Origin of the sequence: Cryobacterium shii, from assembly GCF_004402595.1 — a bacterium.
GTDB lineage: Bacteria > Actinomycetota > Actinomycetes > Actinomycetales > Microbacteriaceae > Cryobacterium > Cryobacterium shii.
The window spans coordinates 11,507-27,708 of record NZ_SOFY01000035.1; the positions used below are offsets into that span (position 1 = coordinate 11,507).

Consider the following 16,202-nt stretch of genomic DNA (forward strand, 5'->3'; position numbering starts at 1 on the left):
GTGTCTGACCCCACTGAGATCTCCGAACCAGCCGTGAGCGCGGCCGTCGACGCCGCTCTCGCCGCCATTGCCGCCGCGAACGACTCCGCGGCCCTGAAAACCGTGCGTGCCCAGCACACCGGGGAGGCGTCCCCGCTGGCCCGGCTCAACGCGCTGATGCGCAGCGTGCCCGGCGACCAGAAGGCTGCCGCCGGCAAGCTCCTCGGCCAGGCCAGGGGAGCCGTCGCACAGGCGTTCTCCGCCCGCGAGGCCGCGATCACCGAGGCCGAGGCCGCCGCACAGCTCGCGGCCGAAACGGTCGACGTGACCGCGGCGGCGTCAACCTGGACGCCGGGCGCCCGGCATCCGCTCACCCTGCTGCAGGAACGGGTCGCGGATGTCTTCGTGGGCATGGGCTGGGAGGTCGCCGAGGGCCCCGAGCTCGAGAGCGAGTGGTTCAACTTCGACGCGCTCAACTTCGACGAGGACCACCCCGCCCGCGCCATGCAGGACACCTTCTTCATCGACCCGCCCGAGGCGCACCTGGTGCTGCGCACCCACACCTCCCCGGTGCAGCTGCGCGCCCTGCTGTCCCGCGAGCTGCCGGTCTACGTCGTCGCCCCCGGCCGGGTGTTCCGCACCGACGAGCTCGACGCCACGCACACGCCGGTGTTCCACCAGATCGAGGGCATCGCCATCGACAAGGGACTCACCATGGCGCACCTGCGCGGCACCCTCGACCACTTCGTCAAGGCCATGTTCGGCCCGGAGGCGAAGGTGCGCCTGCGCCCGAACTACTTCCCGTTCACCGAGCCGAGCGCCGAACTCGACCTGTGGCACCCGACGTTCAAGGACGGCGCCCGCTGGATCGAGTGGGGCGGCTGCGGCATGGTCAACGCCAACGTGCTCCGCTCCGCCGGGATCGACCCGGAGGTCTACTCCGGTTTCGCGTTCGGCGTCGGCGTCGAACGGGCCCTGATGTTCCGAAATGATGTGAAGGATATGCACGACATGGTCGAAGGCGACGTCCGGTTCAGCCAGCAGTACGGGATGACCGTCTGATGCGCGTCCCACTGAGCTGGCTGGGCGAGTTCGTCGACCTGGCCCCGGGCACCACGCCCGAAGACGTGCACGCCGCCCTGGTGAGCGTGGGCCTCGAAGAGGAAGAGATCCACCGCTTCGAGCTGACCGGACCGATCGTCGTCGGCCAGGTGCTCGAGTTCGTCGGCGAAGAGCAGACCAACGGCAAGACCATCAACTGGTGCCAGGTGCGCGTCGCGCCCGGCGACGAGCTCGCGGCCGACGGCGGCCCCGCCGTGCACGGCATCGTCTGCGGCGCCCACAACTTCGTCGTCGGCGACAAGGTCGTCGTGACCCTGCCCGGCGCTGTGCTGCCCGGCCCGTTCCCGATCGCCCCGCGCAAGACCTACGGCCACGTGTCCGACGGCATGATCGCCTCGGCCCGCGAGCTCGGCCTCGGCGACGAGCACGATGGCATCCTGGTGCTCGGCAGCCTCGGGCTCGACCCCGAGATCGGCACGGATGCGATCAGCCTGCTGGGCCTGGACGACACGGCCGTCGAGATCAACGTCACGCCCGACCGTGGCTACGCCTTCTCGATCCGCGGCGTGGCCCGCGAGTACGCGCACGCCACCGGGGCCGCCTTCCGCGACCCCGCCCTGGCCATCTCGCCCGTCGCCTCCACGGTCGCCTTCCCGGTCACGATCGACGATCAGGCCCCGATCCGCGGCCGCGTCGGCGCGAGCGTCTTCGTCACCCGCGCGGTGCGCGGCGTGGACCCGACCCGGCCGTCTCCGGCCTGGCTGATCGCCCGGCTGAAGCTGGCCGGCATCCGTTCGATCTCGCTGATCGTGGACGTCACCAACTACGTGATGATCGAGCTCGGCCAGCCGATCCACGGCTACGACCTCGACCGTCTCGCCGGCGGTATCACCGTGCGCCGCGCCCAGCCGGGCGAGAAACTCGTCACCCTCGACGACGTCACCCGCACCCTGAACGTCGAAGACCTCCTGATCACCGACGAATCCGGGCCGATCGGCCTGGCCGGCGTGATGGGCGGCCAGAGCACCGAGATCGGTTCCGGAACCACGAATGTGCTGATCGAGGCCGCGAACTTCGATCCGGTGTCGATCGCCCGCACGGCCCGCCGGCACAAGCTGCCCAGCGAGGCCTCCCGCCGCTTCGAGCGCGGGGTCGACCCGGCCGTCGCCGCCGTCGCCGCCGCCCGCGTCGTGCAGCTGCTGGTCGAACTCGCCGGGGGAGAGGCCGACGGCCTCGGCTCCCTGCACGACGCCACCCCCGACGCCGCGCCCATCATTCTGCCCACCGGCTTCATCTCCGGACTGATCGGGCTCGAGTACACCCCGGACGAGGTGCGCTCCTCGCTGGCCGAGATCGGCGCCTCCCTCGAGGAGACCGAGACCGGCCTGAACGTCACGCCGCCCAGCTGGCGCCCCGATCTGACCGACAAGTGGACCCTGGCCGAAGAGGTCGCCCGCATCGTCGGCTACGACCGCATCCCGTCGGTGCTGCCGGTCGCCCCGCCCGGCCGCGGCCTCACCCACGCGCAGACCCTGCGCCGCCAGGTCGCCCAGACCCTCGCTGCCACCGGCCACACCGAGGTGCTCGCGTACCCGTTCGTCTCGGAGAAGTCCAACAACCTGTTCGGGCTCCCGGCCGGCACGGCCGGAACGGGCGGCACTGCCGAAACGGGCGTGCCGCAGATCCGCGTCGCCAACCCGCTCGACGGGGAGGCGCCGTTCCTGCGCACCTCGATCCTGCCCGGGCTGCTGCAGATCATGCACCGCAACCGCTCTCGCGGGATCACCGACCTGGCCGTCTTCGAACTGGGCACGGTCTTCCGGCCGGTGGCCGGCATCCGTTACGGCAGCTCGGTCGTTCCTCCCGGTGCGGTGCGCCCGAGCCGGCAGCTGGAAGCCGAACTGAACGCGGGCATCCCCCCGCAGCCGCTCTCGGTGGCCATCGCGCTGACCGGCTTCACCGTGCGCCACCAGCCGGGCCAGCCCGCGGTCGCGGCCGGCTGGCAGGACGCCCTCGCGGCGGTACGCCAGGTCGCGCTCGCCTCCGGGGTCGCCATCACCGTGCGCCAGGGCTCACACCAGGCGATGCACCCGGGACGCACCGCGGAACTGTTCGTGACGACGGATGCCGGGCTCACCTCGGTCGGAATCGCCGGCGAACTGCTGCCCCGCATCGCCCGCGACGCCGACCTGCCCGCGGTCGTCGCCGTCGCCGAGATCGACCTGTCGGCCGTGTTCGCGCAGGCCGGCACCGAGCTGCACGCCATCCCGATCGCGACCATGCCCGCCGCCACCCAGGACCTGTCCCTGGTGGTCGACGTTCAGGTTCCGGCCGGCGAGGTGCTCCAGGCCGTGCGCCAGGGTTGCGGTCCGCTGCTCGACCAGGCCGAGCTCGTCGACGACTACCGGGGCACGGGCATCCTGCCCGGACGCAAGTCGCTGACCTTCGCCCTGCGCTTCCGGGCGCCGGACCGCACCCTCACCGCCGCGGAGGCCAGCGACGCCAAGCTCGCCGGCGTGTCCGTGACCGCCGCCCGCTTCGGCGCGACCCTGCGCGAGTAGCGCCGGCCCGGCTGCTCGTTCGTCCCCCGTGCGGCTGCTCGTGCGGCTGCTCGCTCGGCGCTCGTGCGGCTGCTCGTCCGGCTGCTCGCTCGACGCCCGTGCGGCCGCCCGCCCATTTCGCCCATTTCGCCACTTCCGGTCGAGTTCGCCCCGCACACCGGGCGTGCTCGACCGCAAGTGGCGACGTCGGCGGGGGAGCCCGGCGCGGCGGAGTCGGCGGGGGAGCCCAGTGCGGCGGAGCACCCGCCGAGCGTCGCCGTTTCTGCCCACAGTCGCCGCCCGAGCGGCGATTATCGGCGCGAACGGCGATTCTCGGCGTGCGGGGCGGCGCGCTAAGTTTGTCACATGGCTTTTTCGGTGGCGGTGGCAGGTGCGAGCGGCTATGCGGGCGGCGAATTGTTGCGGCTTCTGGCCGAACACCCCGAGTTCGAGGTGCGCACGGTCACGGCCCACAGCAATGCCGGGCAGCTCCTGATCGACGTGCAGCCGCACCTGCGCTCCCTCGCCCACCTGACCCTCGTCGACACCAGCCCCGAGACCCTCGCCGGGCACGACGTCGTCTTCCTGGCCCTGCCGCACGGGGCATCCGGCGCCCTCACCGCGCACCTGCCGGCCGAAACCCTCGTCGTCGACTGCGGCGCTGACCACCGCCTGGAGAGCGAGTCAGACTGGGCCGCGTTCTACGGCGGCGACTACTACGGCGCCTGGACCTACGGGGTCCCCGAGCTCCCTGTCGCCGGCGGCACCCAGCGCTCCCGGCTGCGGGGCTCCCGCCGCATCGCCGCCCCCGGCTGCAACGCCAGCACGGTGGCCCTGGCCCTGGCTCCAGGCATCCGTGCCGGCGTGATCGAGCCGGAGGACATCGTCGCCGTGCTCGCGGTCGGCCCGTCCGGTGCCGGCAAGAGCCTCAGGCGGCCGAACCTGGCCAGCGAGGTCCTCGGCTCCGCCAACCCCTACGCCGTGGGCGGCGGGCACCGGCACATCCCCGAAATCCAGCAGAGCCTGCGCTGGGCCGGGGCCGCGAACCCGACCATCTCCTTCACCCCGGTGATCGTGCCGATGTCCCGCGGCATCCTCTGCACAGCGACGGCCCGCCTCGTACCCGGCACGTCCGCGGCCGCGGTGCGCGCCGCCTGGGAGGAGGCCTACGCGAATGAACCGTTCGTGCACGTGCTGCCGGAGGGTCGGTTCCCGCGAACGAGCGATGTGCTCGGCGCCAACACCGCCCTGATCGGCCTGGCCGTGGACGAGGCCGCCGGCCGAGTCGTCACGATCACCGCCGTCGACAACCTGGTCAAGGGCACCGCCGGTGCCGCAATCCAGTCCGCCAATCTGTCGCTCGGACTGCCCGAAACCACGGGCCTGAGCACGAATGGAGTAGCCCCATGAGTGTCACCGCCCCAGCCGGGTTCGCCGCCGCCGGAGTCACCGCCGGCCTGAAGAAGTCCGGCGGCCTCGACCTCGCCGTCGTGCACAACCTCGGCCCGCTCACCAGCGCGGCCAGCGTCTTCACCCGCAACCGGTGCAAGGCCAACCCCGTGCTCTGGAGCGAACAGGTCATGCGCGGCGGCCGGGTCAAGGCCATCGTGCTCAACTCGGGCGGGGCGAACTGCTACACCGGCACCATCGGGTTCCAGACCACGCACGCCACGGCCGAGGCCATCGCCGACCGCCTGGAGATCTCCGCCGGCGAGGTGCTCGTCTGCTCCACCGGCCTGATCGGCGAGCAGCTCGACCTGGGCAAGATCACCGCCGGCGTCTGGGATGCGACCCTCGCGCTCCAGTCCGCCGCCGCCACCTCGGATGCCGCCGGCCTCGCCGCGGCGCAGGCGATCATGACCACCGACACCACGCCCAAGCAGACCCTGCTCACGTCCACGGCCGGCTGGACCATCGGCGGCATGGCCAAGGGCGCCGGCATGCTCGCGCCCGGCCTCGCCACCATGCTCGTCGTGCTGACCACCGACGCCGTACTCGACTCCGAGCAGCTCGACGTGGCCCTCCGCGAAGCCACCCGGGTCACCTTCGACCGGCTCGACTCCGACGGCTGCATGTCCACCAACGACACCGTCAGCCTGCTCGGCTCCGGTGCCAGCGGGGTCGCCGCCGACCTGCCCGAATTCACGGATGCGCTGATCGCCATCTGCCAGGACCTCACCCTGCAGCTCCAGGCCGACGCCGAGGGTTCGGGGCACGACGTCGCCATCACGGTGCGGAACGCCGCCACCGAGGACGACGCCGTCAACGTGGCTCGCGCGGTCTCCCGCAGCAACCTGTTCAAGACCGCCATCTTCGGCAACGACCCCAACTGGGGCCGCGTGCTCGCGGCCGTCGGCACCACGGATGCCGCCTTCGACCCCTACGGCATCGACGTCGCGATCAACGATGTGCAGGTCTGCACGGCGGGGGAGCCGGACCAGCCCCGCGAACTCGTCGACCTGACGCCCCGGTCGGTGACCGTGCTGATCGACCTGCACGAGGGCACCGAGACGGGCACGATCTGGACCAACGACCTGACCCACGAGTACGTCGAAGAGAACAGCGCGTACTCGAGTTGATTCCGGCGGACGAGACGCAGAACAGCCGGGCCGAGGCTGCCGTCAAGGCCGCCACCCTGATCGAGTCCCTGCCGTGGCTCAAACGGTTCCACGACCAGATCATCGTGGTCAAATTTGGCGGCAACGCCATGGTCAGCGACCAACTTCAGCGCGCGTTCGCCGAGGACATGGTCTACCTGCGCTACTGCGGCATCCGCCCCGTCGTCGTGCACGGCGGCGGCCCACAGATCTCGGCGATGCTCGACCGGCTCGGCATCGAGAGCGAGTTCCGCGGCGGCTACCGGGTGACCACCCCCGAGGCGATGGACGTCGTGCGGATGGTGCTGACCGGGCAGATCAACCGTGAACTTGTCAGCCGCATCAACGCGCACGGCCCGCTCTCCGCCGGGCTCTGCGGTGAGGACGCCGGGCTCTTCCAGGGCCGTCGCCGCGGCACCGTCATCGACGGCGAAGAGGTCGACCTCGGCCTCGTCGGCGACGTCATCGGCGTCGACCCCGAGGCCGTGCACGCCCAGCTCGCGGCCGGCCGCATCCCGGTCGTCTCCTCGATCGCTCCCGACACGGATGTCCCGGGCCAGTCCCTGAATATCAACGCCGACGCCGCCGCCGCGGCCCTTGCGGTCGCCCTCGGTGCCGCGAAACTGGTGATCCTGACCGATGTCGCCGGGCTCTTCAGCGACTGGCCGAACCGCGACTCGCTGGTGTCGGTCATCGACGTGGACACCCTCCGCGCCCTCCTGCCGGAGCTCGAGTCGGGCATGATCCCCAAGATGACGGCCTGCCTGGACGCGGTCGAGGGCGGCGTCGCGAAGGCGGCCATCATCGACGGCCGCGTGCCGCACTCGATCCTGCTGGAGGTTTTCACCGGCAGCGGGATCGGCACCGAGGTCGTCCCCGCCCAACCCTGACCGACACACACAAGCACGACCGACACAGAAGTGAGCACCAAACCCATGGCAGACTTCGGCACCGAAGACTGGCGCAACCGATTCAGCGACGCGATGATGCACACGATCGCGCCGCCGCTGGCGATGCTGGTGCGGGGCGAGGGCTGCTACGTCTGGGACGACGAGGGCACCGAATACCTCGACTTCCTCGCCGGCATCGCCGTGAACTCGCTCGGCCACGCGCATCCGGACCTCGTCGCCGCCGTCACCGACCAGGTCGGCCGCCTGGCCCACGTGGCCAACTACTTCGCCTCCCCGCCCCAGCTGGAACTGGCCGAACGGCTGAAGCGGATCACCGGCACCGGCCCGGCCGGACGCGTCTACTTCTGCAACTCCGGCGCCGAGGCCAACGAGGCCGCGTTCAAACTGGCCCGGCTGAACACCGCGGGCGGCCGCCGCACCCGCATCCTCACCCTGCACGAGTCCTTCCACGGCCGCACGATGGGCGCGCTCGCCCTCTCCGGCAAACCGGCCATGCGCGAGCCGTTCCTGCCCGTCCCCGGCGGGGTGGAGCACATCGACGCCACCCTGGCCGCGCTCGAGGCCGCCCTTGACGACACCGTCGCCGCCCTCTTCCTCGAACCGGTGCAGGGCGAGGCCGGCGTGATCGACCTGCCCGACGGGTTCCTTCTTCGCGCCCGCGAACTCTGCACCCGGCACGGCGTGCTGCTCATCATCGACGAGGTGCAGACGGGCGCCGGGCGCACCGGCGCCTGGTTCGCCTACCAGCACGACGGCATCCAGCCGGATGCCGCGACCCTGGCCAAGGGGATCGGCGGCGGCCTGCCGATCGGCGCCCTGGTCACCTTCGGGGCGGCATCCGAGCTGTTCCAGCGCGGCCAGCACGGCTCGACCTACGCTGGAAACCCGCTGGTCACGGCCACCGCGAACGCCGTGCTCGGCACGATCGAGCGCGACGGCCTGGTCGAGAACGCGGCCCACCGCGGCGACCAGTTGCGGGAGATCATCACCGGCCTCGGCTCCCCGCTGATCGCGGAGGTGCGCGGCCGCGGCCTGCTGCTGGGCGTCGGGCTGACCGAGCCGGTCGCGCAGAGGCTCGCCGCCGCGGCGCTGTCCCACGGGCTGATCGTGAACGCCGCGAACGAATCCACCATCCGGATCGCCCCACCGCTGATCGTGGGCGACGCCGAACTGGCCGAGTTCGAGCGCCGATTCGGGCTCGCACTGGCCAGCCTCTAGAGTTGGACAGTCTATTGCCGAAAACCGAAAGTGACTCCGTGACCCGCCATTTCCTGCGCGACGACGACATCTCACCGGCCGAACAGGCCGAGATCCTCGGACTGGCCCTGGTGCTCAAGCGAGACCGATTCGCGGCCAAACCCCTCGCCGGCCCGCAGACGGTCGCGGTGATCTTCGACAAGTCGTCCACCCGCACCCGGGTGTCCTTCGCCGTGGGGATCGCCGACCTCGGCGGCAGCCCGCTGATCATCACGACCGCGAGCAGCCAGCTCGGCGGCAAGGAAACGGCCTCCGACACGGCCCGGGTGCTCGAACGCCAGGTCGCCGCGATCGTCTGGCGCACCTACGGCCAGGCCGGCCTCGAAGAGATGGCCCTCGGCACCACCGTGCCGGTCGTCAACGCCCTCTCCGACGACTTCCACCCCTGCCAGCTGCTCGCCGACCTGCTCACCATCCGTGAGCACCGCGGCGATCTCGCCGGCCAGACCCTCGCCTTCCTCGGCGACGGCGCCTGCAACATGGCCCAGTCCTACCTGCTGGCCGGCGCCACGGCGGGCATACACGTGCGCATCGCCTCCCCGGTCGGCTACACGCCCGACCCGCGGGTGGTGACGGATGCCGCGGCCATCGCCGCGCGCACCGGCGGCTCCGTGGCGCTCTTCACCGACCCGGCCGAGGCCGTCGCCGGCTGCGACGTGGTCATCACCGACACCTGGGTGTCGATGGGCAAGGAAGAGGAGAAGACGGAGCGTCTCGGCACGCTCGGCGCGTACCGCGTCGACGCCGCCCTGATGGCCCTCGCCAAGCCCGACGCGCACTTCATGCACTGCCTGCCGGCCGACCGCGGCTACGAGGTCACGGCGGACGTCATCGACGGCGCGCAGAGCATCATCTGGGACGAAGCCGAGAACCGGCTGCACGCCCAGAAGGCCCTGCTCGTCTGGCTGCTCGCCCAAAACGCCCAAAACGCCCAAAACGCCCCCGCATAGTGACCTTTCCGGTCGAGAGTGACCGGTCTAACGGGCACTCTCGACCGGAACGGGCACGCCCGGGCGTGACAGCGTCACCGTAAACTTGAACAGATCTACATTTAGGGAGAACCATGGCTGAACGTGTTGTGCTCGCATACTCTGGTGGACTTGACACCTCGGTTGGCATCGGCTGGCTGAAGGATGCGACCGGCAAGGAGGTCGTGGCCCTCGCCATCGACGTCGGACAGAGCGGCGAGGACATGGATGTCATCCGTCAGCGCGCACTGGACTGCGGCGCCGTCGAGGCCATCGTCGTCGACGCGAAGGACGAATTCGCCAACGACTACATCGTGCCGGCGCTCAAGGCCAACGCGCTATACCAGAAGCGCTACCCGCTCGTGTCCGCGCTCAGCCGCCCGCTGATCGCCAAGTACCTCGCCTCGACCGCGAAGGAGCTCGGCGCTGACAGCGTCGCGCACGGCTGCACCGGCAAGGGCAACGACCAGGTTCGCTTCGAGGCAGCGGTCTCCGCCCTCGCGCCCGACCTCACCTCCCTCGCCCCGGTGCGCGACTTCGCCCTCACCCGCGACAAAGCCATCGAATACGCGGCCCTGCACAACCTGCCGATCGCGCAGTCGAAGAAGAGCCCCTACTCGATCGACCAGAACGTGTACGGTCGCGCGGTCGAGACCGGCTTCCTCGAAGACCCGTGGAACGCCCCGATCGAAGACCTCTACACGTACACGCAGGACCCGGCCGTGACCCGCGAGCCCACCGAGGTCGTCGTCAGCTTCGACCAGGGTGTCCCCGTCGCCATCGACGGCGTGCCCGTCACCCCGCTGCAGGCCATCGAAATGATGAACCTGCTCGCCGGAAACCAGGGCGTCGGCCGCATCGACATCGTCGAGGACCGCCTCGTTGGCATCAAGAGCCGCGAGGTTTACGAGGCTCCGGCCGGCATCGCCCTGATCGCCGCACACGAAGAGCTCGAGAACATGACCGTCGAGCGCGACCTGGCCCGGTACAAGCGCACGGTCGAGTCCAAGTGGGCCGAGCTCGTCTACGACGGCCTCTGGTTCTCCGGCCTCAAGCGCGCCCTCGACGTGTTCATCGACGAGACGCAGAAGCACGTCACCGGCGACATCCGGCTCAAGCTGCACGCCGGCACCGCCGTCGTCACCGGCCGCAAGTCCACCCAGAGCCTCTACGACTTCAACCTCGCCACCTACGACACCGGTGACACCTTCGACCAGTCCATGGCCAAGGGTTTCATCGAGCTGTGGTCGCTGCCGAGCAAGATCTCGGCTCGCCGCGACCTCGCCGGCAAGTAGGGCATCGGCGTGGCTGGAGACAAGAACGAGAATCGTGCCGGCAAGGCGGGCGCCCTGTGGGGCGGTCGCTTCGCCGGGGGACCGTCGCCGGAACTGGCGAAGCTGAGCAAGTCGACCCAGTTCGACTGGCCGCTGGCCCCCTATGACATCCGTGGTTCGAAGGCCCACGCCCACGCCCTGGCCGCGGCCGGTTACCTGACCGACGACGAATTCGTCGCCATGGTGGCCGGCCTCGACGCCCTCGTCGAGGCCGTGCTCGACGGTCGGTTCCAGCCCGCGGAGAGCGACGAAGACGTTCACTCGTCGCTCGAGCGCGGCTTGATCGACATCGTCGGCGTCGAACTCGGCGGCAAGCTCCGCGCCGGCCGCAGCCGCAACGACCAGGTCGCGACCCTGGTGCGGATGCTGCTTCGCGACAAGGCTGTTGCCCTCTCCGCTCACGTCGTCGACCTCATCGACGCCCTGGCGTCGCAGGCCGAAGCGCACGAGCACGCGATCATGCCCGGCCGCACCCACCTGCAGCACGCGCAGCCGGTGCTGCTCGCCCACCACCTGTTCGCGCACTGCTGGCCGCTCGTGCGCGACCTCGAGCGGTTCACCGATTGGAACAAGCGCGCCGACTTCTCGCCCTACGGCTCGGGCGCCCTGGCCGGCAACACCCTGGGCCTCGACGCCAACCTGGTCGCCGCCGACCTCGGCTTCAGCGCCGTGGTCGAGAACTCGATCGACGGCACCGCGAGCCGCGACCTGGTCGCGGAGTTCGCGTACATCACCGCCCAGATCGGGATCGACCTGTCCCGCCTGGCCGAGGAGATCATCCTCTGGAACACGCGCGAATTCGGTTTCGTCACCCTCGACGACTCCTATTCGACCGGGTCCTCGATCATGCCCCAGAAGAAGAACCCGGACATCGCCGAGCTCGCCCGCGGCAAGTCCGGCCGCCTGATCGGCAACCTGACCGGGCTGCTGACCACGCTCAAGGGCCTCCCGCTGGCCTACAACCGCGACCTGCAGGAAGACAAGGAGCCGGTCTTCGACTCGATCGAGACCCTCGAGGTGCTCCTGCCGGCCTTCAGCGGCATGATCGCGACCCTGACCTTCCACACCGACCGCATGGCCGAGCTGGCGCCGCAGGGCTTCTCCCTGGCAACGGATGTCGCCGAGTGGCTGGTCAAGCATCAGGTCACCTTCCGCGACGCCCACGAAATCACCGGCGCGCTGGTCAAGCACGCGGAGCAGAACGGGCTCGACCTGCACGAGGTGGACGACGCGGCGCTGCTCGCGCTGTCACCGCACCTGACGCCGGACGTGCGCGAGGTGCTCACCATCACCGGTTCGGTTTCCCGCCGCGACGGCCAGGGCGGCACCGCCCCGGTGCGCGTGGCCGAGCAGCGCGCCGTGCTGGTCGCCAGGGTGGGGGTCCTGGCGGCCGCTCTCCGGGTGTGATCCCCGGCCGCAGCCTGCTGGCGCGACCCGCACTGGAGGTCGCGCCGCTACTGCTGGGCGCGGTGATCGGCCGGGACGGGGTGCTGCTTCGCATCACCGAGGTCGAGGCCTATCTCGGGCTCGGCCTCGACCCCGGATCGCACGCCTTCCGCGGGCAGACCCGGCGGAACGCGGCCATGTTCGGCGAGCCCGGTCACCTGTACGCGTATTTCAGCTACGGCATGCACGTCTGTGCGAACATCGTCTGCTCGGAGCCGGGGGAGGCGTCCGCGGTGCTGCTGCGCGCCGGCGAGATCATCGCGGGTGTCGACGAGGCACGGATGCGACGCCCCACCGCACGCAGCGACCGCGACCTCGGGCGCGGCCCGGCCCGGCTCACGGTGGCGCTCGGCATCGGGCTCGCCGACGACGGCGCGGACCTCAGCCGGGCCCCGTTCGAGCTCACCCTGCCGGAGCAGCCGAGCGAATTCCGGAGCGGCCCCCGAACCGGCGTGAGCGGCCCCGGCGGAGGCGCCGAGTACCCGTGGCGATTCTGGATCCCCGATGACGCGTCGGTGTCGCCCTACCGGCCGCATCCGAAGCGGGGCACTGAGCCCCACCGTCGTTAGGTCCGGGCCATCCCTGGGCCAGCGCCGGGGCATCCGTCGTCACGTAATTTCGGAGATTTTCGAGAATCACCGCTTTCGGCGCCCGCCCCAACGGCGTGTTGCGAAAATCTCCGCAGCTAGTAACGCGGTGGCCACGGATGTTCCGGGTCGGACAGCAGATCCGGGTCGCCCGGCCGCGGCGAGCCACCGCGCCCCAAGGAAACCGTCCCACGCCGCCCCGAGGGACCCGACCCAGCCCAACCGGCCCGCCCCGAGGGACCCGACCCAGCCCAACCGGCCAGCCAGCCCAGCCCGAGGCTCGCGGCGCACCCTCTTGCCGCGGGCGCTGGTTACAACGTGCGCCCGCGACCACAGGGTGCGCCGCGACGCCCCGCCATGCCATTCCGCAGACGGACCCGGCCGGGGCATCCGTCGTCACGTGATCTCGGAGATTTTCGAGAATCACCGCTTTCGGCGCCCGCCCCAACGGCGTGTTGCGAAAATCTCCGCAGTTGCTGAACGCGGTGGCCACGGATGTCCCGGGCCGGGCAGCAGATCCGGGTCGCCTGGCCGCGGCGAGCCACCGCGCCCCAAGGGACCCCACCCGAGGCTCGCGGCCCACCCTCTTGCCGCGGGCGCTGGTTACAACGTGCGCCCGCGACCACAGGGTGCGCCGCGACGCCCAGCGGTGCCGCTGGCCGATTCCGAGGCCGCGAAGACTCGCTAGGCGACCGCGATCTGCACGAGGGCCGCGCACGCGCAGGCCCAGATCAGGCTGGCGAGGGTGCCGATGATGAATCGCTCCCGCGCCTCGGCGGCGGCCAGCTCGGTGAACCGGCCGACGCCCTTGATCGCCACGACGATGGCGAGGGCCTCCGGGAAGCCGGCGAGGATCGCGCCCGCCACGGCCAGCCGCTCAAGGATCCCGATCATCAGGCCGCCGCGCAGCACCTCGTGCACCGCGTGCTGGGGCTTCGCCTGGTCGGTGCGGGCCTCACCGGTGCCGGGCTCGTCGGTGCCGGCCTGGGCGGGAACCCCCGAGTCAGAGGCCGCCGACCCGGCGTTCTCCACCAGGATGCCGCCGTGCTGGCCGGGCGTCACGCTGTTGTGCGTGGCCAGCCGGAGTGCGAGCAGCGCTGCGGGCCCGCCGCCGACGACCGCCAGGCCGAGGGCCAGCATGCCGAGGATGGTGCCGAACACACTGGCGCCGCCGGGGGCGGGCACGGATGCGATCAGCAGGGCCGCGGCCAGGCCGCCGGCGGCGATGGCGGCGAACTGCTGCTTGTGCTGCCGGAACGCCAGGACCGCGAAGAACAGCGAACCCGTCGTGACCAGGATCAGCAGGAGCCAGTACAGGTACGCCACGATCTGGAAGGACGAAGAGGTCATGCGGCAGGGCCCGTTTCTGTCGTGGCGTGCTGGAGGTTCTCCAAGAGCCTAACGAGTGCGGGCTGCGCGGACTGGTCCACGCGCCACAGGGCGCTGCGGAGTCGCTGGCTGACGGCCGCCGCCGAGATCTCGAGCGCCGCGGCGATCTCCACCTGGGTCAGGCCCCGGCCGAGCAGGTCCACGGCCGCCCAGCCTTCCGTCGTGCGGCGCTGGCGCAGCAGCAACAGCGTGGTCACGAGGGCCTCGACCTCCTCGGCGCCAAGCAGCGGGGGAGCGCCGGTCGGGCCGGCGAGCTCGAGGCCGAACCGGCCCTCCGCTTTCTTGGCGCGCGTCACCGCGGCCCGGGCGCCGACGAACGCGTGCCCGGATGCCTGGCGGGCCGAGGCCGGCAGGGGGCGGCGCACCTCGCCGATCCCGAGCCCGATGCTCCAATGCCCGGAACGCTGTAGGTCCAGGATCACGTCTAGGGTGCTGCGGGCATCCGTCAGCAGCATCTGGATCTCGTCGCCCGCCGTCTGATCGGGCGGGAGGATGAAGGCTCCGGGGAAACGGGCGATGAGGGCGTCGATCATCTCGCCGGCACGATCGCGATCGTTGCGGCTGTCGATCTGGTCAGCGGTGATCACAAACACGGAAGACTCCTCTCGCACCGGGAACAGATGAAGTGTCCAGGCTGAATATACACCAGTTCAGCTTGCAGACTTAATAATTCGCAATGAAGGTTCAGAGGTGATCCGGCGGGCCCAGTTCGGGCGCTGGTAGCCTTGGCTCGTGTCAGATCCAGCGATCCTCGCCCTGCAAGCCAATGACCCGACCTTCGACGACGTCTGGGAGGAGATCTCCTGGCGTGGCCTGGTGCAGGTCTCGACGGATGCCGCCGAACTGCGCGCGCTGCTCGCCGGCCCGCCGGTCACGTACTACTGCGGCTTCGACCCGACCGCACCCAGCCTGCACCTGGGCAATCTCGTTCAGCTGCTGCTGATGCGCCGCCTCCAGCTGGCCGGGCACCGACCGCTCGGGCTGGTCGGCGGATCCACCGGCCTGATCGGCGACCCGCGCCCGACCGCCGAGCGCACCCTGAACTCGAGGGATGTCGTCAACGAGTGGGTGGGCTACCTCCAGGCCCAGGTCTCCCGCTTCCTCAGTTCGGAGGGCGACAGCGCCGTCACCCTCGTGAACAACCTGGACTGGACCGCCCCGCTCAGCGCCATCGATTTCCTGCGGGACATCGGCAAGTACTTCCGCGTCGGCAGCATGCTGAAGAAGGATGCCGTGAGCGCCCGTCTGAACTCGGACGCCGGTATCAGCTACACCGAGTTCAGCTACCAGGTGCTGCAGGGGATGGACTTCCTCGAACTTTTCCGCACCTACGGCTGCGTGCTCCAGACCGGCGGCAGCGACCAGTGGGGCAATCTCACCAGCGGCATCGACCTCATCCGCAAGGCGGAGGGGGAGAGCGCGCATGCCATCGGCACCCCCCTGATCACCAACAGTGACGGCACCAAGTTCGGCAAGAGCGAGGGCAACGCCGTCTGGCTCGACCCCACCCTGACCAGCCCGTACGCGTTCTACCAGTTCTGGCTCAACACCGACGATGCCGACGTGATCAACCGGCTGAAGGTATTCACCTTCCTCACCCGGGCCGAGATCGAGGAGCTCGAGACCGCTGTGGCGACCGAGCCGTTCAAACGGCTGGCCCAGCGCACCCTCGCCGTGTCGGTCACGAGCCTCGTGCACGGGCGCGATGCGACGGATGCCGCCATCCAGGCCGCGCACGCACTCTTCGGTCAGGGTGACCTGGCCGACCTCGACGAGGCCACGCTGGAAGCGGCGCTGCGGGAACTCCCCAACACCACGACCGCTCCGCACGCACCCGTGGTGCAGCTGCTGGTGGACACCGGGCTCACCGCCAGCCTGAGCGAAGCCCGGCGTGCGATCAGCCAGGGTGGCGTCTACCTCAACAACGTGAAGGTGCTGAGCGACGATCAGACGATCGAAGGCGCCGTGCTTCCCGGGGGCGTCGCCGTTCTCCGCCGCGGTAAGAAGACCCTGGCCGGCGTTTTCGTTCAGTAGCCGCGGGGCGTGACACGCCCGGGGTTGCACTGGTTTTGACGGGCCCGCCGGGGGACCGTAATGTATTCAAACGTACCCCACAGGTGCGGAAAGCCGCA

At 70.4% G+C, this 16,202-nt stretch carries 13 protein-coding genes; 11 read left to right on the forward strand and 2 right to left on the reverse strand.

Translation table 11 applies throughout. The features are described 5' to 3' along the window. The 10 genes from pheS to E3O49_RS07525 all read left to right on the forward strand — a co-directional run bounded on the left by pheS (position 1) and on the right by E3O49_RS07525 (position 12,663). Entirely contained in the window at positions 1-1,041 is a 1,041-nt protein-coding gene (gene pheS / locus E3O49_RS07480; RefSeq protein ID WP_134364962.1) for a phenylalanine--tRNA ligase subunit alpha, read from the forward strand. Continuing rightward, complete coding sequence (gene pheT / locus E3O49_RS07485) at positions 1,041-3,602, forward strand: phenylalanine--tRNA ligase subunit beta (RefSeq protein ID WP_134434613.1); 2,562 nt, start codon at positions 1,041-1,043, stop codon at positions 3,600-3,602. The genes pheS and pheT overlap by 1 nt, the downstream gene beginning before the upstream one ends. Positions 3,603-3,947: 345 nt before the next feature. Beyond that, on the forward strand, positions 3,948-4,991 hold the full coding sequence (gene argC / locus E3O49_RS07490) for an N-acetyl-gamma-glutamyl-phosphate reductase (protein WP_134404575.1): 1,044 nt from the start codon (positions 3,948-3,950) through the stop codon (positions 4,989-4,991). Continuing rightward, on the forward strand, positions 4,988-6,160 hold the full coding sequence (gene argJ, locus E3O49_RS07495) for a bifunctional glutamate N-acetyltransferase/amino-acid acetyltransferase ArgJ (protein WP_134364965.1): 1,173 nt from the start codon (positions 4,988-4,990) through the stop codon (positions 6,158-6,160). Before argC ends, argJ begins: the two co-directional genes overlap by 4 nt. Then, a complete protein-coding gene (gene argB / locus E3O49_RS07500) occupies positions 6,157-7,068 on the forward strand; it encodes an acetylglutamate kinase (RefSeq protein WP_420898190.1) in 912 nt (303 codons plus the stop codon). Before argJ ends, argB begins: the two co-directional genes overlap by 4 nt. A gap of 45 nt (positions 7,069-7,113) precedes the next feature. Continuing rightward, positions 7,114-8,307, forward strand: a complete 1,194-nt coding sequence (locus E3O49_RS07505) for an acetylornithine transaminase (RefSeq protein WP_134410898.1) — start codon at positions 7,114-7,116, stop codon at positions 8,305-8,307. A 38-nt stretch (positions 8,308-8,345) separates the two neighbouring features. Next, positions 8,346-9,296, forward strand: a complete 951-nt coding sequence (argF, locus tag E3O49_RS07510) for an ornithine carbamoyltransferase (RefSeq protein ID WP_134434615.1) — start codon at positions 8,346-8,348, stop codon at positions 9,294-9,296. 113 nt (positions 9,297-9,409) lie between these two features. Beyond that, positions 9,410-10,609, forward strand: coding sequence for an argininosuccinate synthase (locus E3O49_RS07515; RefSeq protein ID WP_134364967.1), 1,200 nt, complete (start codon positions 9,410-9,412; stop codon positions 10,607-10,609). Between the two features lie 9 nt (positions 10,610-10,618). Continuing rightward, complete coding sequence (gene argH / locus E3O49_RS07520; protein ID WP_174235689.1) at positions 10,619-12,055, forward strand: argininosuccinate lyase; 1,437 nt, start codon at positions 10,619-10,621, stop codon at positions 12,053-12,055. After that, a complete protein-coding gene (locus tag E3O49_RS07525; protein WP_241978687.1) occupies positions 12,052-12,663 on the forward strand; it encodes a DNA-3-methyladenine glycosylase in 612 nt (203 codons plus the stop codon). The genes argH and E3O49_RS07525 overlap by 4 nt, the downstream gene beginning before the upstream one ends. Before the next feature lie 702 nt (positions 12,664-13,365). On the opposite strand, the gene E3O49_RS07530 is transcribed toward E3O49_RS07525, so the two are convergent. Both E3O49_RS07530 and E3O49_RS07535 read right to left on the reverse strand, forming a co-directional pair. Continuing rightward, positions 13,366-14,031: a hypothetical protein gene (locus E3O49_RS07530; protein ID WP_134364969.1), complete on the reverse strand. Its 666-nt coding sequence runs from the start codon at positions 14,029-14,031 to the stop codon at positions 13,366-13,368. Beyond that, positions 14,028-14,663: a DNA-binding protein gene (locus E3O49_RS07535; RefSeq protein WP_134364970.1), complete on the reverse strand. Its 636-nt coding sequence runs from the start codon at positions 14,661-14,663 to the stop codon at positions 14,028-14,030. Before E3O49_RS07535 ends, E3O49_RS07530 begins: the two co-directional genes overlap by 4 nt. Before the next feature lie 139 nt (positions 14,664-14,802). Here E3O49_RS07535 and tyrS point away from each other — a divergent pair, with 139 nt between their 5' ends. Next, positions 14,803-16,104, forward strand: a complete 1,302-nt coding sequence (gene tyrS / locus E3O49_RS07540) for a tyrosine--tRNA ligase (protein ID WP_134364971.1) — start codon at positions 14,803-14,805, stop codon at positions 16,102-16,104. Positions 16,105-16,202: the final 98 nt, after the last annotated feature.